22 protein-coding genes are annotated in these 19670 nt (G+C 68.3%); 12 read left to right on the top strand and 10 right to left on the bottom strand.

Annotated elements, in window-relative coordinates; translation table 11 throughout:
• Positions 1–593 precede the first annotated feature (593 nt).
• The 4 genes from ACWDRB_RS47035 (at position 594) to ACWDRB_RS47020 (ending at position 3768) form a co-directional block, all read left to right on the top strand.
• Positions 594–944 carry a hypothetical protein gene (locus ACWDRB_RS47035; protein WP_449905444.1) on the top strand — a complete coding sequence of 117 codons (351 nt, stop codon included), beginning with the start codon at positions 594–596 and terminating at the stop codon, positions 942–944.
• Complete coding sequence (locus ACWDRB_RS47030) at positions 941–2038, top strand: hypothetical protein (protein ID WP_449905442.1); 1098 nt, start codon at positions 941–943, stop codon at positions 2036–2038. The genes ACWDRB_RS47035 and ACWDRB_RS47030 overlap by 4 nt, the downstream gene beginning before the upstream one ends.
• A gap of 397 nt (positions 2039–2435) precedes the next feature.
• Positions 2436–2894, top strand: a complete 459-nt coding sequence (locus ACWDRB_RS47025; RefSeq protein WP_449905440.1) for a hypothetical protein — start codon at positions 2436–2438, stop codon at positions 2892–2894.
• A complete protein-coding gene (locus ACWDRB_RS47020; protein ID WP_449905438.1) occupies positions 2881–3768 on the top strand; it encodes a pentapeptide repeat-containing protein in 888 nt (295 codons plus the stop codon). The genes ACWDRB_RS47025 and ACWDRB_RS47020 overlap by 14 nt, the downstream gene beginning before the upstream one ends.
• A 345-nt stretch (positions 3769–4113) precedes the next feature.
• Here ACWDRB_RS47020 and ACWDRB_RS47015 read toward each other — a convergent pair whose 3' ends face one another.
• On the bottom strand, positions 4114–4425 hold the full coding sequence (locus tag ACWDRB_RS47015; protein ID WP_449905436.1) for a hypothetical protein: 312 nt from the start codon (positions 4423–4425) through the stop codon (positions 4114–4116).
• 557 nt (positions 4426–4982) lie between these two features.
• Here ACWDRB_RS47015 and ACWDRB_RS47010 point away from each other — a divergent pair.
• Together ACWDRB_RS47010 and ACWDRB_RS47005 are read left to right on the top strand one after the other, a co-directional pair.
• The gene (locus tag ACWDRB_RS47010; protein ID WP_397375955.1) at positions 4983–5510 is read left to right on the top strand and encodes a SigE family RNA polymerase sigma factor; all 528 of its coding nucleotides are present in this window, start codon (positions 4983–4985) and stop codon (positions 5508–5510) included.
• Complete coding sequence (locus tag ACWDRB_RS47005) at positions 5507–6703, top strand: hypothetical protein (protein WP_397375954.1); 1197 nt, start codon at positions 5507–5509, stop codon at positions 6701–6703. Before ACWDRB_RS47010 ends, ACWDRB_RS47005 begins: the two co-directional genes overlap by 4 nt.
• A 236-nt stretch (positions 6704–6939) precedes the next feature.
• On the opposite strand, the gene ACWDRB_RS47000 is transcribed toward ACWDRB_RS47005, so the two are convergent.
• From ACWDRB_RS47000 to ACWDRB_RS46990, 3 genes are all read right to left on the bottom strand, one after another.
• The gene (locus ACWDRB_RS47000) at positions 6940–7146 is read right to left on the bottom strand and encodes a hypothetical protein (protein WP_364857688.1); all 207 of its coding nucleotides are present in this window, start codon (positions 7144–7146) and stop codon (positions 6940–6942) included.
• Between the two features lie 162 nt (positions 7147–7308).
• A complete protein-coding gene (locus ACWDRB_RS46995; protein WP_397375875.1) occupies positions 7309–8004 on the bottom strand; it encodes a hypothetical protein in 696 nt (231 codons plus the stop codon).
• Positions 8005–8175: 171 nt separating this feature from the next.
• Positions 8176–9216, bottom strand: coding sequence for an NAD(P)-dependent alcohol dehydrogenase (locus ACWDRB_RS46990; RefSeq protein WP_449905431.1), 1041 nt, complete (start codon positions 9214–9216; stop codon positions 8176–8178).
• Between the two features lie 132 nt (positions 9217–9348).
• Here ACWDRB_RS46990 and ACWDRB_RS46985 point away from each other — a divergent pair, with 132 nt between their 5' ends.
• Positions 9349–10071: a TetR/AcrR family transcriptional regulator C-terminal domain-containing protein gene (locus ACWDRB_RS46985; protein ID WP_449905429.1), complete on the top strand. Its 723-nt coding sequence runs from the start codon at positions 9349–9351 to the stop codon at positions 10069–10071.
• On the opposite strand, the gene ACWDRB_RS46980 is transcribed toward ACWDRB_RS46985, so the two are convergent.
• Both ACWDRB_RS46980 and ACWDRB_RS46975 read right to left on the bottom strand, forming a co-directional pair.
• Positions 10072–11013 carry a tyrosine-type recombinase/integrase gene (locus ACWDRB_RS46980; protein WP_449905427.1) on the bottom strand — a complete coding sequence of 314 codons (942 nt, stop codon included), beginning with the start codon at positions 11011–11013 and terminating at the stop codon, positions 10072–10074. It lies immediately after the preceding gene.
• A 199-nt stretch (positions 11014–11212) separates the two neighbouring features.
• Positions 11213–12349 carry an epoxide hydrolase family protein gene (locus ACWDRB_RS46975; RefSeq protein WP_449905425.1) on the bottom strand — a complete coding sequence of 379 codons (1137 nt, stop codon included), beginning with the start codon at positions 12347–12349 and terminating at the stop codon, positions 11213–11215.
• Between the two features lie 61 nt (positions 12350–12410).
• Between ACWDRB_RS46975 and ACWDRB_RS46970 the strand changes: the two genes are divergently transcribed.
• Entirely contained in the window at positions 12411–13364 is a 954-nt protein-coding gene (locus tag ACWDRB_RS46970; RefSeq protein WP_363984495.1) for a helix-turn-helix transcriptional regulator, read from the top strand.
• Positions 13365–13450: 86 nt separating this feature from the next.
• Here ACWDRB_RS46970 and ACWDRB_RS46965 read toward each other — a convergent pair whose 3' ends face one another.
• From ACWDRB_RS46965 to ACWDRB_RS46955, 3 genes are all read right to left on the bottom strand, one after another.
• Positions 13451–13663 carry a hypothetical protein gene (locus tag ACWDRB_RS46965; RefSeq protein ID WP_449905423.1) on the bottom strand — a complete coding sequence of 71 codons (213 nt, stop codon included), beginning with the start codon at positions 13661–13663 and terminating at the stop codon, positions 13451–13453.
• Between the two features lie 80 nt (positions 13664–13743).
• Positions 13744–14298, bottom strand: a complete 555-nt coding sequence (locus tag ACWDRB_RS46960; protein ID WP_449905421.1) for a DinB family protein — start codon at positions 14296–14298, stop codon at positions 13744–13746.
• Between the two features lie 68 nt (positions 14299–14366).
• Positions 14367–15353, bottom strand: coding sequence for a tyrosine-type recombinase/integrase (locus tag ACWDRB_RS46955; protein WP_449905419.1), 987 nt, complete (start codon positions 15351–15353; stop codon positions 14367–14369).
• A gap of 354 nt (positions 15354–15707) precedes the next feature.
• Here ACWDRB_RS46955 and ACWDRB_RS46950 point away from each other — a divergent pair, with 354 nt between their 5' ends.
• Positions 15708–16268, top strand: a complete 561-nt coding sequence (locus ACWDRB_RS46950) for a GNAT family N-acetyltransferase (RefSeq protein ID WP_449905417.1) — start codon at positions 15708–15710, stop codon at positions 16266–16268.
• 200 nt (positions 16269–16468) lie between these two features.
• On the opposite strand, the gene ACWDRB_RS46945 is transcribed toward ACWDRB_RS46950, so the two are convergent.
• A complete protein-coding gene (locus ACWDRB_RS46945) occupies positions 16469–17005 on the bottom strand; it encodes an FG-GAP repeat domain-containing protein (protein WP_449905415.1) in 537 nt (178 codons plus the stop codon).
• Between the two features lie 275 nt (positions 17006–17280).
• Here ACWDRB_RS46945 and ACWDRB_RS46940 point away from each other — a divergent pair, with 275 nt between their 5' ends.
• Genes ACWDRB_RS46940 through ACWDRB_RS46930 form a run of 3 tightly spaced genes read left to right on the top strand, consistent with a single transcriptional unit; the run spans position 17281 to position 19667 of the window.
• Entirely contained in the window at positions 17281–18246 is a 966-nt protein-coding gene (locus tag ACWDRB_RS46940; RefSeq protein WP_449905413.1) for a hypothetical protein, read from the top strand.
• 26 nt (positions 18247–18272) lie between these two features.
• Positions 18273–19175 (top strand): sigma-70 family RNA polymerase sigma factor, encoded by a 903-nt coding sequence (locus tag ACWDRB_RS46935; protein WP_449905411.1) that lies wholly within the window; start codon positions 18273–18275, stop codon positions 19173–19175.
• A 36-nt stretch (positions 19176–19211) separates the two neighbouring features.
• Positions 19212–19667, top strand: a complete 456-nt coding sequence (locus ACWDRB_RS46930; RefSeq protein WP_449905409.1) for a carboxymuconolactone decarboxylase family protein — start codon at positions 19212–19214, stop codon at positions 19665–19667.
• Positions 19668–19670: the final 3 nt, after the last annotated feature.

The raw sequence follows: 19670 nt of genomic DNA, 5'->3' as shown, positions 1-19670 counted from the left end.
ATCTGTTGGTCCAGGCGGGCATTCGGAGATAAAGAAGAGGCTCTCCGCTGGCACGGAGAGCCTCTTCGTTTTCCGCCCCTCTCCAGCCACGCCGCTTAAATCGGCCGGACTCTCACCTTCGCAGGAATGTCCGGCCCTCTCGCACGAAGGCGGCGGCACACCTTTCTTTTTATTTCGAAAGTCTCTTCATGATATTCGCAGGAAAGAAAGGAGGCTAAGGCGAGCCTTAGTTTGATAACCGGTCAGACCGGTGCCTCGCCCGCGAGGACGAAGATCGTCTGGCCCCAGACTTGTCAAGAGCCCGTCGTGGTGTAATTGTTCTTCTTAAGGGTTCCGCGATGACTCCCCGCGCGTGCGAGGGGGCCAATGCAGAACCTCGCTCTGTATGTGGGCGTTGTTGCCGCGATGCCAGTCAAAGCAACCCAAAACGCCCATTTGCGGAGTTCGGGCGCGCACATCCCCGTGCGCGAGCCCGCCTGGACCAAAGGTCAGGAGGAGTGCGGCGCGCACGTGAGCTCACGTGCATCCCCACGTACGCGAGCCCCCAGAGCGCCGCGCACCTCCTGACCTCTGCACACGAAAGGTGCCTGTCGGTGCCCAACTCGATCAACGCCGGCAACGTGGCCGGCGCCCGCGCCCACCCCGGCAACGCGATGACCTTCGCCCTGGCGCTGCTGACCCACGTGGGCTTCACCGGCTACCTGCTGTTCCTGGGCCACCCCCTGTGGGAGGCGCTGACCGGCTCGACCAGCGCCGTGCTGGTGGCCGCCTACGTCACCCGCATCGTGCTCACCGGCGTGCCGCCCCTGGCCTTCACCGCGCGCTCCCTGGTGGCCCGCACGGTGCTGTCCTGGGTCAAGCAGGGCGTCGCCGAGCAGTTGCCGTCGGCCCAGCCCGGCAAGGACCAGCAGCCGCCCGTGCAGGGGGAGGTCATCGAACGATGATCACCCTGTACACGGTCCCCGTCCCGGCGCAGGACCTGCGCGAGGCCTACATCTCCCTCAGGGCCGGCGGGCTGCTCTACGCCATCAAGGCCGTGCGCATGACCACGCCCATGGACCTGAGGCAGGCCAAGGACTTGTGCGATGCCATGCGCGACGGGCACACCGCGGGCGACATGGTGACCTTCTTCATCTCCCCGCAGACCCTCCAGGAGGTCAAGGACCTGTCAGCCCTGCGGCCGCGGGAGGCGGCCGTGAAGCTGGCGATCGAGACCGCAGGCCTCATGACGGAGGGCCAGGCGGAGACCATCGTCAAGGACTTGATCGACCCGACCAGGGCCGGCGACTCCAAGGTGCAGATCAAGCCGTGGCCGGTCGTGCAGAGCGCCTTCGCGTCCGTGACGCCCTCGAGCGCCACCGTGGCGGGCAACGTGGCGGGCAAGGCGGCGGACGGTGTGTCATCGGTGCCCCCACCGGCGACCACGCCTGGGTGGCCGAACACGACAGCGCAGGAAGGCGTGCTGAAGGTGCGGCCCAAGCCGGCACCATCTGAGCCGGGCACGGCCAGACGGACCTTGGCTGATGAGTTGAAGCTGGCCTGGCGCCGGGCCGGGGAGCCGCCGCTGCGCAAGCTCCGGCGCCAACTCCTGGGCAAGGGCCTCGACTGCGCCGTGTCCATCGCCTCGATCTCCAAGGCCATGTCCGGGTCCACCGGACGGCCGCCGTCGTGGACGTTGGTGGCCGGACTACTGGAGCAGTTCGACTCCGGCGCTGACATCGACGGCTTCTGGCGGCCCCTGTGGGCGAAGGCCCGCGAGGAGGTCGCGCCTTTGGGCCTGACCTCCGCCACCGACACGACGAAGCCGAGCACCATCACCCCGGTCATCAGCCTGGTAAGCACGTCCGGCCAGGACACCACCACCAGCGAGCCCGACGACCGCGCCCCCGAAACCGGCAACACAGCCCCCGCGGGTTTCGAGTGCGAGGACTGCGGCTCCTGGGTCGTCAACGCCGACCGGCACTACGCCTGGCACTGGAACATGGAAAAACAGCTCCGCCGGACGATCATCCGAGGAATTGAGAGTACCGGCAGCTAGACCAACCCAACCGGCCCGCGCCCCGTCGCCGGACTCCATGGTGGACATGAAGTCCGGCGACGGGGCGCGCTGACGTCCCGAGATCCACAGTCGAGGGCTCGCCGAGCGGGATTCTCAGGCGGCGCTCCAGCGGGCGCCAGGGACGCCTTCGGACGGGGCGAGGCCCCACACTATGGCAAGCGCGACGCAGGCCCTGCGCAGCTATCCCGCAAAACGACCGTTATTGGGACAGACTCTCACCAGTGCCGATCCAGACCATCTCGCCTTATCGGCGAACACTGGCGCCTGGGAGGAAGTCTCCGCTCCCGCCGACCGCGGCCCACTCTGCAGGGGCCAGAAACGATGGAGATGCCCAAGGAGGTGGGCGTTCCCGATCGACACGTCTACGGTCGAGTGCATGGGCTGGATGTTCGCGCTATGGGGGCTGGGCGGTGGGCTCGCCATCGAGGCGCTCGACTTCATCAAGGCGGTGCGGCGGGTGGGCCACGGCTGGCCCTGGCGCTATCCGCATGGGCCGGGCGGCGGCCCCTATCTGGTCTCAGTGCTGGGCCGCGCGGCCGCCAGCGCGGTGGTGGCCGGCGCCGCCGGCGCGTCGGTCAACGGCATGACACCCCTCATCGCCCTGGCGCTGGGGGCGGCCGCACCGCTCATCCTGGAAAAGCTCAGCCAGCAGATCCCCGTGCAGGCCGACCTCCCCACCTTCGGCGGCGTGACGAGACCCGCCGAGATGGGTCCGGCCGCCGCAGTTCCCGATCAGGGCGATCAGTCCAGGCCGGGCATCATTGCCGAGTCTGGGCCTGCGTCATCGGCCGATCCGGTCACCAGGCAGGTAGGAGAAAGCGATGCTGCGCGCTGACTCACTCGCGGGCCGGATCATCACGGCCTTCGCCCGCACCTCGCCCGCTTTCCGCCCAACCGGCGACCGAAAGCCCGGACGGTCGTGGTGGCGAGCCTGGGCCCGCACCACCCCGGCATTCGCGCACTCCTGGCCGCCGATCTGGCCAGGCGCGCTCCTGTTCGGCGTGGACCTGACCCGCGCGGACCTGAGCGACGCGGACCTGGCCTGCGTGAACCTCTCCTGCGCAAACCTGACCCGTGCGAACCTGGGCGGCGCTGACCTGACCGGCGCGAACCTGGGCGGCGCGAACCTGACCGGCGCGAACCTGGTCGACGCGGACCTGACCCGAGCGGACCTGAGCGACGCGAACCTGAGCGACGCGACCCTGAACCGCGCGTATCTGGTCGACGCGGTCTTGATCCGCGCGAAGCTCACCCGCACGAACCTGACCGACGCGCAGCTGCCCAGCGCGAACCTGACCGGCGCGTACGTGACCCGAGCGGACCTGGCCGGCGCGAACCTGAACGGCGCGACCCTGTTTAGCGCGCACCTAACCGCCGCGGTCTTGACCCACGCGAACCTGATCGGTGCGGACCTGATGGGTGCGGACCTGATGGGCGCGAACCTGACCGGCGCGGACCTGATCCGCGCGGACCTGACCGGCGCGGACCTGGTCGACGCGGTCCTGACCCGAGTGGACCTGACCGGAGCGAACCTCACCCGCACGGACCTGACCGACGCGAATTTCGTCGGTGTGGTCTGGAGCGAGCGGACCCTGTGGCCCACACGCGAGTGGGAGGCGCGCCTGCGAGCGGCCTCCGAGCAACTGCCAGACGGGCGGCTGCGGGTCCGCGCGGAGGGTGCCTCGGACAGCGCCCCGGCCCACGCCTGAAACGCCCAGGCGTGCCTGCATGATCACGCAAGCGGGCTACATAACCGGGCGACAAAACGCCAAAAAACGGGCACGACCCGAGAGGGCCACGAAGCGCCATCGACAGGCGCTCGCGTTTGCGCTGGTCAGCGCGTTGTCTGCGCCGTAAGTTACTAATCGGCGATCAGACAGAATTGATACACTGTCCCATTACCCGTCAGTAGCCTCGACGGCTGGGGCGTCCGGCTCTGCTGGTACCTCGCCAGCAGGAACCTCGGCAGGATCATCGATGGGCCGGGCCATCCACAGCATCAGACCCAACAGCACCGGCCTGAAGAGGATCTCTCCCCAGTTGGCACCCGCGGCCTACTCCACCAGAAACCCGAGACCGATCATCGTCCAGGCCATGAGGATGGGCCTGCGGGCCCGGTAGCCCTCGCGCCAGGCATCTCGGGCCTGGCGCACCATCGCTACTGGGGCGAGCGCCAGTAGCAGCACGCCCAGATAGGCGAAGAACTCTGGCGTGTTGTGTCCCAGGGTGGTCTTGAACCACGCCAGCGTGGCGGAGAAGGTGAGTCCCAGCAGCGAGACGAACCCCAGCACCATCAACAGGGACTGGGTGGCCAGGAGCAGCCGCCGTTCCCGTCGTTCCCGCCTCGACTTGGCCGGCTCGGTCATCGCAGGTCTCCTTGCCTTTGGCCATCGGCCCTGACGCTACGCGCCCGCGCGCGGGCGCGTAGGCCGGTCTTGCCGGACGCTCGGGCGACGTGGACCCTGTGCCGAATGTGTCCGTGATGGGTGGGGGATGACCGGATGTATGGAGCGTCACCCGCAGGAAGAGCCAGCCCCAGGCTGAAGCTCCAGAGCGAGCGGCGGCCGGGACCGGCCGAAGAGCCGCACGCCCGGCCGACCGATCCGCCAGGCCGCGCCCAGCGCGCATCACGCCGGGCGCTCTTCGGCTAGGCCAGGCGTCGCCGGCCATGAGCAGGGTTCCCGTTCGCTCTCCACTCACCTGCACCAGGCGCGTTTTGCCTGGTCATCATGGATGCCGTCATGGTTTGCGGTCATGAAAGCGATGGTGTTCTCAAGCGGGACGCGTCTGATGGTGTGGCTCCTCGCGGACTTGTCCGCGCAGTGACTTCGCCCAGGCCGCCTGCTTTCGACTCCGGCTGCGACATGGAGCGACCCAACCATCTGCCGATCACGGGCGTCGGTAACGGATGAGAGGAGTCATCTTGGACCCCAATGACAGCTTCCGCGAGTTCATGGCCGTCCATCAGCAGTCGCTGATGCGGACGGCCTACCTGCTCACGGGGGACGCCCACCTGGCCGAGGACCTGCTGCAGAGCGTGCTGCTCAAGGTGCTCAGCCGCTGGCCCAAGCTGGCGGACGTCACCAGTCCGCAGGCGTACGCCCGCAAGGCTCTGGTCAACCAGTACATCTCCTGGCGCCGGCGTCTGGCCAGGGTGGCTGAGCTGCCGAGAGCCGAGCCGCCGGATCGGCCGTACTCCACCGAGGATTCCACAATCGTCCGGATCGTCATGCTGCGAGCGCTCGCGCAACTGCCGCCCAAGCAGCGGGCGGTGATCGTTCTGCGCTACTACGAGGACCTCACCGAACACGAAACCGCCAAGCTGCTGAGCTGCTCGATCGGCACGGTCAAGAGCCAAGCCCATCATGCGCTCGCCCGGTTACGAGTACTCGCGCCGGAGCTGGCACCGAAGTTCGCCGAAGTGGAAGACCTGAAGGGAGCACACCGATGATCTGGCTGCGAGATGCACTGGACGACGTGGCCGACAACGCGCCCCAGGTAGACCTGACCGAGCGGACGATCAGGATCCGCGAGCGGCGGCGACGCAGGACGGTCTCGATCGTCGCGGCCACCGCGGTCGTCGCCACCGCGCTCGGCGTGACGTCCGCCGTACGACTGCTGCCTGCGGAGCCGAGCCCGGCCGTCGCACCCAGGACGGTGAGCGACCTGCCGGCGCGCGGGGTGGAGCCACTGAGCCACGCCTTCATGACATTCTGCCGACCGCAGAGTGGCAAGGCACCGGCGGGATGCGTGAACGGCGGCTGGCGGGTGGTCACCCGTGGTGGCACGACGTACCGGGTGACGCAGGCCCTGTCCGGTTCACCGTCGGGGCTCCGGCCGAGCCCGCTGGCGATCAGCCGGGACGGCAGTAAGATCGCGTACTACGACACCAAGGCGGGCACCTTCGCGGTGCGCGACCTCGCCTCCGGAACAGTGCTCACGGCGCCGACGAAGGTGCCCAAAGCCTGGCTCGGCAGTATCGCGCACCTCCTGCTGTCGGATGACGGCCGCTTCCTCGCCTTCACCAAAAGACCGCCACTCAAGGACCCGGCCATGCTGTTCGACATGCGCGAGCGCATGGCCCGGCCGCTGCCGAACGGCTGGAACCCCATCGGCCTGTCCCCGGACGGTGACACGATCACCTTGGCGGAGTACGCGCCTAAAACCCGTCTGCAGACCATCACCCGGCTCTGGCAGACGTCCACGGCGAGCAACACGACAACCGTCGACGTCGCCGGGCACTACCTGGTCGGCGCGCTCGGGCCCGACGGGAACAGCGTCGTCGCGGTGGAGAGCGTGGAAGCGGGCATCACCGGATGCCTGAGAAGCGGGGCCAACCTCGTGCATCTGGACCGGAAAACCGGCAAGGTGCTCCGGAGGATCCCCGTGCGGGGCCTGTCCATGACAGCCAACCGCGTCTACCTGCGCAGTTGGACCGGCCCTCACGAGATCACGGCCCTGGCTACGCCCCTGGTATGCCATGAGCAGGACGACAACGCGCCTGTATCGAGCCTGGACCCGCCATACGTTCCCTTCACGGCCTACGCGGTGAACGTCGAGACCGGCAAGGCCAGAAAGCTCGCCACCTACACTGCCCAAGGCTTCTTCCACCTGGTGCTCCCGGGCTTCCCCGGCACCCTGTGACGGATCATCTGGGGTCCCGGTAGCAATGAAGAAATTTTCAACGAAGTTGCGTCTGACCTGCAATAACGCAAGCTCCTCCGACTGGCGTCTCGGTTTGATCACGGTGTTGGATCATGACGCTCAGGACGGTTTGCGGCTCGGGTATCGGCCAGGGACTACGGCCGTTCCTTCGCATCGTCGGCTCCGGCGCCGCACAGGATGTCACGGCATCCTCGCCATCGATACGAGTCGCTCCCTTAAACGGGGTTAAAACACCAGGTCAGGAGGGATGAACCTCCTCGCGCGGCCCGTCTCTGGCGTATTCCGGCCGCCCCCTTGTAGAGGTGGAGGTAGTCGACGTAGATGTAGAAGAACATGAAGCTGGTCCAAGCTGCCGTGAGCTTGGCCTGCACGGGGATCGGCGGGTTGTCGAGCAGGCTCGGGGTGTTCGTTCGGATGGTCATCGGTTCTTCTTTCGAGAGGAGCGGTCTCCCCGCCGGAGTGGCGGCAGGTTTGGGCGTGAATACGCACGGGTGGTCGAATTCGAGGCTGTGGCTGCCATCCCCGGGCGGCCCTCCACGGAGTCCTCGCCAGCGTGCGCAACCTCGGCGCCGCCCTCATCTCGGTCACGACCGGACGAGGCGCACGCCGGTCGCGAGCAGCCAGACGAGCCAGGCGACGAACCCTAGGAGCCCGACGAAAATCAGCGGCGAGCCGTCGGCGATCGCGAGGTTGCCCAGCCCCGCGGCGAGCAGCAGGCTCCCGCCCACCATGCCCAGCAGGCGCTGCCAAGCCGGAGTCAGCCCGCTCGCGTGCGCGGCGAGGGCCGAGCCGATGCAGGTGGTGCCGAGCATCGGCAGCGCCAGCGCGAACGCCGCCGCGTGAATCTGCCAGACGAGCCCGAACGCGGGCGTCGGCTCGGCGAGCCCGCCGGCGGAGAGCGCGAGCCCGATCTGCAGGACGTTGACAAGCACGAAGATGGCCGACAGCGTCGCGCCAGCGGCCAAGGCGAGGCGCGACCAGTCAGCGCCCGCTCCGCCGCGCCGCTCCACGAGGCCGTGCAGGCCCGTCACGAACACGAGCAGCAGCGGCAGGTACAGGGCTACCAGACCGGACACGATCGCGACCGCGTCGCGGTTGGCCGCGTAGTAGGCCAGCACTTCCTCGATCGGAGCGCCGTAGGGCAGCGCGCCCGTTACCGCAAACAACACGTTCTCTATCACCACCAACACCGCGAACGCGATCGCCGCGGCACCGACGAGCCGGCCTCGAACGAACCAACTGCGGGCTGGCGTGGTGGCGGTGTTCTTCGGTGATCTCATCTCTTACTCCTTCGTTGCGGTCGGATGACCGGCGGGTTGTCGAGCAGGTTCGGGGTTTTCGTTGGGATGGTCATCGGTTCTTCTTTTCGAGAGGAGCGGTTCGTCCGCCGGAGTGGCGGCAGGTTTGGGCGTGCACACGCGCGGGTTGGGTCGTTCTCGTCGGTGCGGTCGTCAGACGGTGACGACGACCTTCCCTCTGGTGTGGCCGGCCGCGATGTAGCGGAGGGCGTCGGCTGCTTCGTCGAGGGGGTAGGTGCGGTCGATGGCGGGCGTGACCTGCCCGGTCGTGAGCAGGTCGGCCAGGGTGAGCAGGTCCTGGCGCTTCCCAACCGATGTGAAGGGCTTCAGCTGCTGACGGGTGAACCCGGACAGCACGCGCGCTTTGACGATCCGGCCGAGGGGGCCGAGCCAGCGGCCGCCGCGTCCGCTGTTGGGGATGAGGGTGCCGGTGGGCGTCAGCGCTCGGCGGGCAGCCGCCAGGGGCTGGGCTTCCACGTTGTCGAGGATGACGTCGTAGCGCTTCTCGGTGCGGGTGAAGTCGGTCTCGGTGTAGTCGACGACGTGGTCGGCGCCGAGCGACCGGACCAGGTCGACGTTGCGGGTGCTGCACACACCCGTCACCTCGGCGCCGAAGGCCTTGGCGATCTGTACGGCGAAGGAGCCCACGCCGCCCGACGCGCCCGTGATCAGCACCGTCTGGCCCGGTCGAACGTTCGCGATGTCGCGCAATGCCTGCAATGCCGTCATGGCCGACGTGGGCACCGCTGCCGCGTCCACGTCCGACAGATTGGCAGGCACGGACACGAGGTGGTCCGCCGGGACGCAGGCGTACTCCGCGAGCGTTCCTGTGGTGCTCCAGCCGAACACCTTGTCGCCGGGTCGGAGAGCGGTGACGTCCTTCCCGACCGCTGCCACCACGCCAGCGAGGTCCCTGCCAGGGATGCCGTGGCGCGGCCGGCGGAGCCCGAACACCAGGCGCACCACGTACGGCTCACCGGTCATGACGAAGTAGTCGCCAGGATGTACTGAGGTCGCGCCCACCTGGACGAGCACATCGCCTCGACCGGGCAGCGGTAGCCCGACCTCGGACGACTTGAGCACCGAGGGCGGGCCGTAGCGGTGCTGGACGGCGGCCCGCATCGTCGCCGCCCCGGCCGGACTCGCCCCCGGCACCAGGCCGTCTCCGGTATTCGATCGCTGTTCGATCCCCACAGAAGCCTCCTCCTCCGAACCGCGACACTCGCTGACTCGTACACCGTACGTCGTACGCCGTACGAGTGCGTCTGCTGTACTGTGCTCGTACGCTGTACGATTGTCAATCTGTACGAGCAAGCGAGGAGACCCGTGCCCGGGAGGGAACAAAGGCAGGTCGCGTCCGACGCGGGGCTGAGCAAGCAGCGGGTGGTGGTGGAGGCGGTCCGGCTCGCCGACCGCGAGGGGGTCGACGGGCTGAGCATGCGCCGGCTGGCTCGCGCGCTCGGCGCGGGCGCGATGTCGCTCTACTACTACGTGGCGAGCAAGGACGAGCTGCTGGACGCCATGATCGACGTCGTGTTCGAGGAGATCGAGCTCCCGCCCGAAGGGACCGACTGGCAGTCGGCGATGCGACGGCGGGCGGTATCCGCCCGACAGGTTCTCGCACGCCACCCGTGGGCGAACGGCCTGATGGAGTCGCGGACATCGCCCGGGCCCGCGAACCTCCGCCACCACGAAGCGGTCACCGCCTGCCTGCGGAGGGCCGGCTTCTCGGCCTTGATGGCGACGCACGCCAACTGGTTGCTCGACAGCTATGTCTACGGTTTCGCCCTGCAGGCGGCCAGCCTGCCGTTCGACACCGCCGATGAGTTCGCGGACATGGCCGAGGACGTCTTCCTGCCCCAGCTCCCTCCTGACGAGTTCCCCTACCTCAACGAGTCCGCCGCGGCGCTCGTCTCTGCCGGCTTCGACCCGGCGAAGGAGTTCATCTTCGGCCTCGACCTCGTCCTAGCCGCCCTCGAGTCCCTGAGGGGGCCAGACCAAGTACGAGAGAAAGGGGCAGCGTCCCCTCCCACTCGGAGAAGTTCCTGATCAGTGGGTACGGCGGCGGGGTGCCAGGACCTCGGTGACCTTGGCGATGGCTTCTGCGCCGGGTTTGACGTAGCGCAGGGCGGTGCGGGGGTTCTTGTGGCGGGTCTTGCCCATGATGAGCTGCAGCGGCACTTCGGCCTCGCCGAGGTGGGTGGCGGCGCTGTGGCGCAGCTGGTGCAGATCGAGCCCGGCGTACTTCTCCAGCAAGACGCGGGCGCGGTCGTAGCCCAGGCGGGCGCGGCCGGTGTGCGGGCAGATGTCGGCGGCGGCCGGGCGGCGGGCGGGGACCGGGCGCCGCTCGGACAGAAACAGCGGACCGTGCGTGCGCGTGCTGCCGTCCGGTAGGCGTAGTAGCCGGGGCAGCAGGTGGGCGGTGCCGCGGTCCCAATACACCCACTCGGTGGCCCCGCCCTTAGAGCGGACGGGGGCGCGGCGGTGCTCCAGGTCGAGGTCTTCGACGTTCAGCGCCAGGATCTCCGCTGCCCGGGCCGCCGTCTCGTACAGCATCCGCCACAGCGTCTTCTCCCGGAGCGGGATGTCGCGGCGTGACAGCAGCTGGTGGATGGTGGTCTTGGCGACCGCGCGGGTCTCGTCGGCGCTCTCCTTGCGGCGTTCGGCGTCGGCCGGGACCGAGGGGGCGGCCCAGTGCTTCTTGGTCTGGCACCAGGCGAGCCAGGAGGTGATGGCGGCGCGGTTGCGGTTCCAGGTCGCCGGCGCGCTCGCTCCCCACAGTTCGGTGAGCGCGGTGCCGATCTCGGTGTCGGTGACGTTGGCGAGCGGCCGGTCGCGGCCAAGGAGTGTGGTGACGCGGTCGATGGCTGAGGCGTAGGCGCGGTGGGTGTTGGGGTTGGCCGTGTGCGGGGTGGCCAGGAAGGCGTCGGCCGCCGCGGCGAGCGTGACGTGCCCACCGCGAAGGGCGGTGATCTTCGGTGCGGCGCTCATGCCGCCCCCCGCGCGACGCCTGCGGCGATGTACCGGATAACGTGCCGGAGTCGCGCGCCGCCGCGGCGGGCAGTTCGCCTGGTCGCGGCGCCGCCGTGATCGCTCATGTACGTGATAATAAACCGTTATCACGTACATGTGGCCGAATGGCGATCTGGTGCACGATCGCCATTCGGCCCGATGGTTCCAGACTCCCGAATCAGCGGAGTTTGCGGAAGAATTCGCGCAGGTCGCCGATCATGAGGTCGGGGGCCTCCATCGGTGCGAAGTGGCCGCCGCGGTCGAACTCCGACCAGTGCACTACGGTGTTCTGCTTCTCGGCGATGCCGCGAATCGTGTTGTTGCCCGGGAAGACCGCGATGCCGGTGGGGACACCGGAATCGGGGAGCTCCGCGCCCCAGTGCTGGGATTCCTTGTACAACCGCATGGACGAGCCGGTGGTGTTGGTGAACCACAGGATCGAGAGATTGGTGAGCAGCATGTCGCGGTCGATCGCGTCGGAGGGCGTGGCCTTGGCGGGATTCTTGAAGGTGTTCACCACGTCCAGTACCCACGCCAGCATGCCCGCGGGCGAGTCGGCGACCGCCGGCGCGAGGGTCTGCGGGCGGGTGGCGTGCATGCCCGCATAGCCCGAGGTTTCCTTGCTGCTCCAGTCCTTCATTTGCGCCAGCTTCTCCTGATCGCTTGCGCTGTAGCCGGATCCGTCGTCGCCCCAGGAGGGAATGGTGATCGGATCGTTGAGGTGGACTCCCGCCACGTGCTCGGTGTCGATGCGGCCCAGCTGGGGTGCGATGAACGAGCCCGCATCGCCGCCCTGGGCGCCGTAGCGCTCATATCCCAACTCCGCCATGAGTCTTGCGATGAGCTCCGCGCTACGCTCGGTCGACGCCGCACCGGCCGCGCGTGTCGGGCCGGAGAAGCCGAACCCCGGGAGCGTCGGAATCACCAGGTGGAAGGCGTCTTCCGGAGCAGCGCCGTGCGCAACCGGATCGGTGAGCGCGCCGATCATGGCAGTGAAGTCCTCGAACGGCCAGCCGTGCACCAGGACTAGCGGCAGCGCGTCGGGCTCGGCCGAGCGGATATGCAGGAAATGCACACGCTGCCCATCGATTTCGGTGACGAACTGCGGATACCGATTCCAGGCAGCCTCCTGCGCCCGCCAGTCGAAGCCGGTACGCCAGTACTCGGCCAACTCCCGCACATAGCCGGTCGGGATGCCGTAGGTCCAGCCGACGCCGGGCAGTTCCTCGGGCCAGCGAGTGGCGGCCAATCGCCGGTTCAGATCCTCGAGGTCGGTGTCGGGGATATCGATGCGGAAGGGAGCGATTTTCGTCATGTCTTGAAGCTAGGAGGGCCTTAGGACAGGTTCGTTCCTAAGTTGGTGGCATTCTTGAATCATGCTCGAAACCTCGGCTCGGCTCCTGCGCTTGCTGTCCCTGCTGCAGATGCATCGCGACTGGTCAGGCGGCGATCTGGCAGAACGCCTCGGCGTCAGCGCCCGGACCGTGCGCCGGGACGTGGATCGGCTGCGCGAACTCGGCTATCCGGTGGACGCCGTCCAGGGCGCGGCGGGATACCGGCTGGCCGCGGGCAGCACCCTGCCGCCGCTGCTGCTCGACGATGAGGAGGCGCTGGCCGTCGCGGTCGGCCTGCGCACCACGACGGGCGGGACCGTGGCCGGCTTCGAGGACTCCGCGCTGCGCGCCCTCACCAAACTCGAACAGGTCATGCCCTCGCGCCTGCGGCACCGTCTGCAAGCCTTGCAGCGCTCCTTGATCCGTGTGGAGGCGACCGCGCCACGCGTGGAACCCGACACGCTCATCGCCATTTCCGACGCCTGCCACCGCCACGAGCGGCTGCGCTTCGAGTACACGAATTTCCATGGCCACCAATCGATCAAGGATGTCGAACCACACTCGGTGGTCAACTTCAACCGGCACTGGTACCTGGTCGCGTGGGACGCGGCGGCCGCGGACTGGCGTTCCTATCGGGTGGACCGGCTGCACGCTCGCACACCCACTGGCCCGCGCTTCCCACCCCGCGAGGCGCCGGAAGGGGATGTGGTCACCTATCTTTCGAATCAGCTCTCCGCGCGCGCGTGGCCCTACCGTGCCACCGTCACCCTGCACCGCTCGGCTGCCGGACTGGCCGACCGCATTTGGACTGGTATGGGCGTGCTGGAGGCGATCGACGACGCCAGTTGCCTGCTCCATGTAGGTGCCGACTCCCCGTGGGCGCTGTCCTGGATGATCACGTCCATCGACACCGACTTCACCGTCACCGATCCCCCGGAGCTGGTCGAGCAGATCGAAATCCTCGCTCGCCGTTGCGCAGCCGCGATCCGGGCTTGAGAACACGGCACCGCCCGCTGCCCGGCCAGGCACAGGCCCGCCGGTCAGCGATCACCATCAATGAACCAGGCCCTGCACCCCCAACATCACTGCAGGTCGCGGCTATATCCGACCGAAACTTCGTCAGTGCTACCGGGACCCCCGCCGACCTTGGCGTCGGCTGGTGGGCGCTTTTCCACGGTGCGGCCGTTCCTGTCGCTGCTGACCCAGGTCGTCGACTTCGGCGCGAGCCCGGAAGGGGCGCCGGTGCTGAAGGCCTTCAAGGCGCTGCTGGAGCTGATGGGCCGGAAGAAGGTCACCGGGAGGAAGGAGATAGCCGCCGACCCCGGCCGTTGTCTGGCGGCACACGGCCGCCGGACAAGGTCGCCCACCGACGAAATCAGACGTCTTCGCGCAGGTACAGGTCGCGCAGCAGGCCGATTTCGCCGCCGTGATGTGTGACCTCTTTCAGAGCGTGCAGCGCGAGCTTCAGATAGGTCTCATCGGCCCAACCGCCGGGGCCCATGCCTATCGGCGCCAGCAGGCGCTTGTCGCCGAGGGCTGCGATACGGGAGATGAAGTGCTCCCAGTCCTCGGCCAGCGCCTGGACGCCATCCTTCGCGGTGCCCGGCCACTCGTGGCGGTCGCCGAGCTCGGGGACGTCCTCGAAGCAGTAGATCACGTAGCCGCGCAGGCAGAGGTTGCCGATGTGCCAGATGCGCCAGGCGATTGTCGTGACGGGGTCCGGTTCCTCCGGACCTGATTCCGGAAAGAGCGTGGCGACGCGGAAGACACCGTCGTCGCCGGGGCGGATGCTGATGCAGTCGCTGACCGGCTCCCAGTGATACTCGGCGTCGGTCAGGCCCTCTAAGCGCCGGAACAGCCGGGATCGCACGCCTTCAAAGGTCGCGAGAACGTCGCGGGTGACGGGGTCGGTCACGATCATGTCAGCCATGTCAGCTCCAGGGCTCGGTGGTTTCGGGTCGGTCGGGATGATCAGGATCGACGGGTCGGCCGGCTCGGTTACGTGCCGCCGCCTCGGCGTGTGTCGCCGGGTGCGAGCAGGCTGGTGAGTTCGGCGATGGCGTCCGGCGACGGCTTGAAGTAGCGGCGGACGTTCTCCGCCTTCTTGTGCCGCGACTTGGCCATCAACATCAGCAGGCTCGCCCCCTGCTCCCCGAGGTGGGTCAGCCCGGAGTGCCGGAACTCGTGCAGATCCCAGCCTGTGCCCGCCCCGTGCAGCGCGGTGTGCTCGTCCAGCAGGGCGCGGGCCTGGCCGTACGACAGCCGGGCCAGCCCGGAATCCGGGCACACGTCCCGCGACGAGACGACCTTGCCCGGCCCGGGGCGGCGGTGAGTGACGAACACCGGGCCGCGGGTACGGTTCTTCAGCAGCCGCGGCAGCAGCCGGGCGGTGCCGGCCGCCCAGTACACGGGCTCCAGCACGAAATCCTCGCGGGCCTGGCCGCGGCGGCGGGCCTTGGACTGCGCGCCTTTGGCCTTCACCAGTGCGCGGCGGCCAGCGAAGTCCAGGTCCTCGATGTTCAGCGGCAGGATCTCCTCCGCCCGCGCCACGGTCTCGTACAGCATCCGGTAGAAGCACTTCTCCCGCAGGTGCACCTCGCGGCGGGCGATCAGTCGGTCGATCGCCATCTTCGAGCGCACCGGCGTCTCGGAGTCCGGCGGGGTCAAGCGCTTGGCCCAGGCCGGCACCTCCGGGCCGTCGAAGCCACGCTCGGCACACCAGGCGAGCCAGGACAGCACCGCCGCCCGGCGGGCGTTCCAGGTGTTCACCGCCGTCGAGCCCCACAGCGCTTCGAGGGCCTCGCCGATCTCGTCGTCCGCGACCTCCCCGAGCGGCCGGCCCTCGCCGACCCGTTCGGCGGTCTTGCCGACCCCGATCGCGTAGTTCCGCACCGTGTTCGGGTTGCCGAGCGCGTCGAGGAAGGCGTCCGCGGCGTCGCGGACGGTGAGCGCCTTCCCGGCGGGCAACTGCGCGACGGTGGCCACCGCTTCCCTCTTGCCACAGATAACAGGGCCGCTTCGCGTAGCGGCCTGGAACCGTCGCCGCAGGTCGCGATCAACGATGCCTCAGATAATAGGGCACTATCCGCGATAACCCCCTGATCATCTCTGACCGGTGTCGGGAAGGGTCATTCCGCGAGCGCCCATCCCGGGCTCAGCCGCGCGGCGCGTACATGATCACTGCCACTCCGGCCAGGCAGACCAGGAGAATCAGTACCCGACATGATCTTTCAACGGGTTGGTGCTCGTGGTGGTGGATGCTGTCGTGAGCACGTTCGATTGATCAATCACTCCAAATTCGTTGGACGTCCGTCGGACATTCCTGCGACCATCCGCACTGTGACAGATGAAGCCGATCGCCAGACGTCGTTCCCCACCAGTTCGAAGCATGTGCGCTTTGTCGAGTTGTCGAGCACTGCGATGTCCGCTCTGCTCGAGGGGGATCTGCCCGCGGCCGGCAACACGGCTGGGGTCGCTCTGACTGAGTACTTCGTGACAGACAGAGCACAGTGGCTGTGGCGGATTCGGATCGACCAGATGGCCGCCGACCCCCGCCACGCACGGTGGATAGCGCGGCAAGCGGTAACCGGGCCCGAGGGTGTCGTCATCGGTCATGCCGGGTTTCACGGACCGCCCGATGAGGCGGGCATGGTCGAGATCGGCTACGCGGTCGCTCCTGACTTCCGTCGCCAGGGGTACGGCCGAGCCATCCTGATCGAGTTGCTGCGCCGGGCCGCGGCCGAACCGGCGGTCAAGACCGTACGGGCGACGATCAGTCCCGACAATGTGGCGTCCCTGGCCACGATCGCCGGCTTCGGCTTCGTCAAGGTCGGAGAAGACTGGGACGAAGAGGACGGTCTCGGACTCATCTTCGAAGTCCCCGCCAACCGCAGCTACTAGGTGCAACCAACCCGGTGAAGGTTACCGGTCACAGCATTAGCGCCAAGGGCCGGCATTGGCGGCGGACCCGCCCGGGCTTGTCGTTGATCAGTTCGCCAGCGGGTACGAGCCGGTGTTGTGCAGGGCTCCGTCGGAAGTGTGCACCCTGACTTTGCCCGTCTGGACGTTCCAGGTCACGATGTCCAGGTTGCCGTCGCCGTTCATGTCGCCGAGCCGAAAGAGTCCGACGGGAACCACCCGATGTTCCAGTCCGGAACGATCGGGGCGGAGGTAACCTGGCCAGCTCCATCGAGCAGCCAGAAGCCGATGTGGCTGTTGCCGATCGAGTTGACCCCGCCCCAGGCGATGTCGGTGTGGCCGTCGTGGTTCATGTCGCCGACGCCAACGACGCGCCACTCCTTCACACAGGCGTAGCCGCAGCTCGACCCGTTGATCCACTGGTCGCCGATGACGTGACCGTTCCCGTCCAGGAGCCACGACGCCAGCAGCCCTTGCGCGGACAGATTCCACCACAAGATGTCTTCGGTGCCGTCACCGTTCATGTCGGCGAACCCGACCGGCGCCCACACGCCTGCGCATCCCGCGCAAGGCCGGTCGACGAGGATGGTGCCAACGTGTGTGGTGTCTGCGCTCTTCCAGATCCTGACCTGTCCGGTGTCTCGGTTCCAGGACAACAGGTCGTGTTCCTTCTGGAACCGGTGCCCGGAAAGCACGGTGTGGCCTCGGCTGACGGCCATCGTCCCGGTCCGGTACCACAGGTCCCCGCGGGTCGCGCACGAGTCCCGGCTCGTGCAGTCGATAGGCCAGTAGGAGTCCCCGGAGACCGTTCCGGTGGGGCCGGTGTTCCACATACCGACCAAGCCGTTGTTGTCCTTGTTGTTGCTCCACAGCACGCCGCTGGCAGGGAACGCCGCAGCAGCGGCCGACCTCCAACCTGCTGGCCCGGGCGGAGCGGGCGGGCAAGGCCGAGCAGCTGCGCACGTTCCCGAATCTGCGCAAGGCGGCGCGCACGATGGCCTCGGCGGTGGAGGTGCTGATGTCGGCGCCGGAGGCGACCGAGGATCGGCTGGTGTCGCTGGTGGAGGGGTGGAAGGCCATCGAGGAGGTGGTGCCGCGGGACAAGCTGGCTCGGCGGTGGAGACGGTCGCGGCCTTCGTGCCTGCCACCGACGATGACGCGGCCGCGCAGTGGCGGGCCGAGCTGGTCAAGCGCTACCGCACGGTGCAGGGGCTTCATCGAGCTGCTGCTGGAGGTGATCCGCTTTCGCGCCGTCGAGGCCGGCACGGCGGTCTTGGCGATGGTGCGCACCGCCGCGGCGATGGCCAAGAACCGCCGCCGCTACGCACCCGGCGACATCGCCGCGTACGAGCAACGGATCAGCGGGTCGTGGCGGCCGCTGGTCTACCGCAACCCGGACCTGCCCGACGGGCAGATCGACAAGGCCGCGTTCGTGCTGTGCGCGATCATGCACCTGCACCAGGCGCTGCGGCGGCGCGATGTGTTCGCCGACGGGGCGGAGCGGTGGAGCGACCCGCGGGCCCGGCTGCTGGACGGGGATGCGTGGCAGCAGGCGCGTCCGCGCATCCTCACCTCGCTGGAGCTGGAGATCGAACCCGCTGGGCATCTGGCCGAGCTCGCCGGCGCGCTGGAGGGCGCCTATGCCCGGGTCCTGGCCGGGCTCGGCGCCAACACCGCGGTGCAGTTCGTCGGCGGCCGGCTGCAGATGGACAAGCTCGGCGCGGCCGAGGAACCGCCGCTGATGAAGGAGCTGCGCGAGCTGCTGGACGACATGCTGCCCCGGCCGGACTTCCCCGAGCTGCTGCTGGAGGTGTTCGACCGCACCTGTCCGCGTACTTCTTTGAGTGCTCCACCAAGTACGGAGATATGTGCACCAGCTCAGGCGACCTCAGTCGCTTGTTCGATGTTCCTGAGCCGGTCTCCTGTCACATTCGGCGCCTTCGCGGGTTCATGTCCTTGAGCCTTGACGAGGGGATGATGTGACCGATGGAGGAGACCGAGTGGCTGGCCGGGCGTTTCGAGCAGCACCGGCCCCGGCTGCGGGCGGCGGCCTACCGAATGCTGGGTTCGATGGCCGAGGCCGAGGACGCCGTCCAGGACGCCTGGCTGCGACTCTGCCGGTCCGACGCCGACCAGATCGACAACCTCGGCGGCTGGCTGACCACCGTTGTGGCCCGGGAATGCCTGCACACGCTGCGTTCCCGGCGGCAGCGGCGGGAGGAGTCGCGCCTGCCCGAGCCGGTCGTGATCCTGGACGGCAATCTTGACCCCGAGCAGGAGGCGTTGCTGGCCGACTCGGTGGGGCTGGCCCTGCTCGTGGTGCTCGACCGGCTTAGTCCGGCCGAGCGGTTGGCGTTCGTGCTGCACGACATGTTCGAGCTGCCGTTCGACGAGATCGCCGGGATCGTGGGCCGCACGCCGGCCGCCGCGCGGCAGCTGGCCAGCCGGGCACGGCGGCGGGTGAACGGCGCCGAGATCCCATCGCCCGACGCGCATCTGGTGCGGCAGCGGCAAGTGGTCGACGCCTTCTACGCGGCCTCACGGGGCGGTGACTTCGACGCCCTGGTCCAGATCCTCGATCCCGATGTCGTCCTGACCTCCGACTTCGGGGCCGACGGGCAGCGTGTCGTCGTCCGCGGCGCGGCGGCCGTGGCCGAGCAAGCCCGCGGCCCGCACGGCGGGCGGCTGCAACCTGTGCTGGTCAACGACGCGGTCGGCGCGTTGATCACCGTCGACGACCAGCCGTTCGCTGCGCTGGTATTCACCGTCGCGGGCGACCGGATCGTCGCCATCGACGGGCTCCGCGACCCCGAGCGGGTCCGCCAGTTCGCCGACGCCGCCGGGATTCCTCCGCCGCCTGTCACATCGACGGCACGCGAGGGCTCATAGGGGCGACAACATTTCCCGAGCACTATGGAGGACACCGTGGGACCACGGATCCCCGACGCCAACACACACCTGCCCGAGATCCAGGAGTTGGCCGGCGCGATGGTCAAGGCCACCGGCAACGGCTCGGTGCCGGCAACCACGACCAGCCTGGTCTACCTGCGTGCCGGCCAGATCGTCGGCAGCACCTACCAGGTGATGCGGCACTCGGCCGACCTGCGTAAGGCAGGCGAGTCCGAGGCCAGGATCGCCGCCGTGGCGACCTGGCGGGACGCGCCGTACTTCACCGACGCCGAGCAGGCCGCACTGGCGCTGACCGACGCCGTTTTCCAGCCCGGCGCGCGTGGCGAGGAACGGGTACCGGACGACCTGTACATCAAGGTCGCGAAGCACTACGACGACAAGGCGATGGCCACCCTGATGATGGTGCTTGCCTCGGCCGGCTTCTGGATGAACATCGCGCTCATCAACAAGCCGACACCTGTGCCGGCCTGACCG

Source organism: Nonomuraea sp. NPDC003707 (genome assembly GCF_053587055.1).
Note: the sequence above shows the minus strand (reverse complement) of the source record. Positions and strands in the feature narration are given on the sequence as shown.

What these genes read in the sequence shown, in the direction of transcription:
- ACWDRB_RS46995 (WP_397375875.1), bottom strand. Translation starts at nt 8,004, where the DNA reads ATGAGATCACCGAAGAACACCGCCACCACGCCAGCCCGCAGTTGGTTC.
- ACWDRB_RS47025 (WP_449905440.1), top strand. Translation starts at nt 2,436, where the DNA reads ATGGGCTGGATGTTCGCGCTATGGGGGCTGGGCGGTGGGCTCGCCATC.
- ACWDRB_RS47020 (WP_449905438.1), top strand. Translation starts at nt 2,881, where the DNA reads ATGCTGCGCGCTGACTCACTCGCGGGCCGGATCATCACGGCCTTCGCC.
- ACWDRB_RS46945 (WP_449905415.1), bottom strand. Translation starts at nt 17,005, where the DNA reads ATGGCCGTCAGCCGAGGCCACACCGTGCTTTCCGGGCACCGGTTCCAG.
- ACWDRB_RS46980 (WP_449905427.1), bottom strand. Translation starts at nt 11,013, where the DNA reads ATGAGCGCCGCACCGAAGATCACCGCCCTTCGCGGTGGGCACGTCACG.
- ACWDRB_RS46940 (WP_449905413.1), top strand. Translation starts at nt 17,281, where the DNA reads ATGGCCTCGGCGGTGGAGGTGCTGATGTCGGCGCCGGAGGCGACCGAG.
- ACWDRB_RS47005 (WP_397375954.1), top strand. Translation starts at nt 5,507, where the DNA reads ATGATCTGGCTGCGAGATGCACTGGACGACGTGGCCGACAACGCGCCC.
- ACWDRB_RS46975 (WP_449905425.1), bottom strand. Translation starts at nt 12,349, where the DNA reads ATGACGAAAATCGCTCCCTTCCGCATCGATATCCCCGACACCGACCTC.
- ACWDRB_RS46935 (WP_449905411.1), top strand. Translation starts at nt 18,273, where the DNA reads ATGGAGGAGACCGAGTGGCTGGCCGGGCGTTTCGAGCAGCACCGGCCC.
- ACWDRB_RS46960 (WP_449905421.1), bottom strand. Translation starts at nt 14,298, where the DNA reads ATGGCTGACATGATCGTGACCGACCCCGTCACCCGCGACGTTCTCGCG.
- ACWDRB_RS47015 (WP_449905436.1), bottom strand. Translation starts at nt 4,425, where the DNA reads ATGACCGAGCCGGCCAAGTCGAGGCGGGAACGACGGGAACGGCGGCTG.
- ACWDRB_RS47000 (WP_364857688.1), bottom strand. Translation starts at nt 7,146, where the DNA reads ATGACCATCCGAACGAACACCCCGAGCCTGCTCGACAACCCGCCGATC.
- ACWDRB_RS47030 (WP_449905442.1), top strand. Translation starts at nt 941, where the DNA reads ATGATCACCCTGTACACGGTCCCCGTCCCGGCGCAGGACCTGCGCGAG.
- ACWDRB_RS46970 (WP_363984495.1), top strand. Translation starts at nt 12,411, where the DNA reads ATGCTCGAAACCTCGGCTCGGCTCCTGCGCTTGCTGTCCCTGCTGCAG.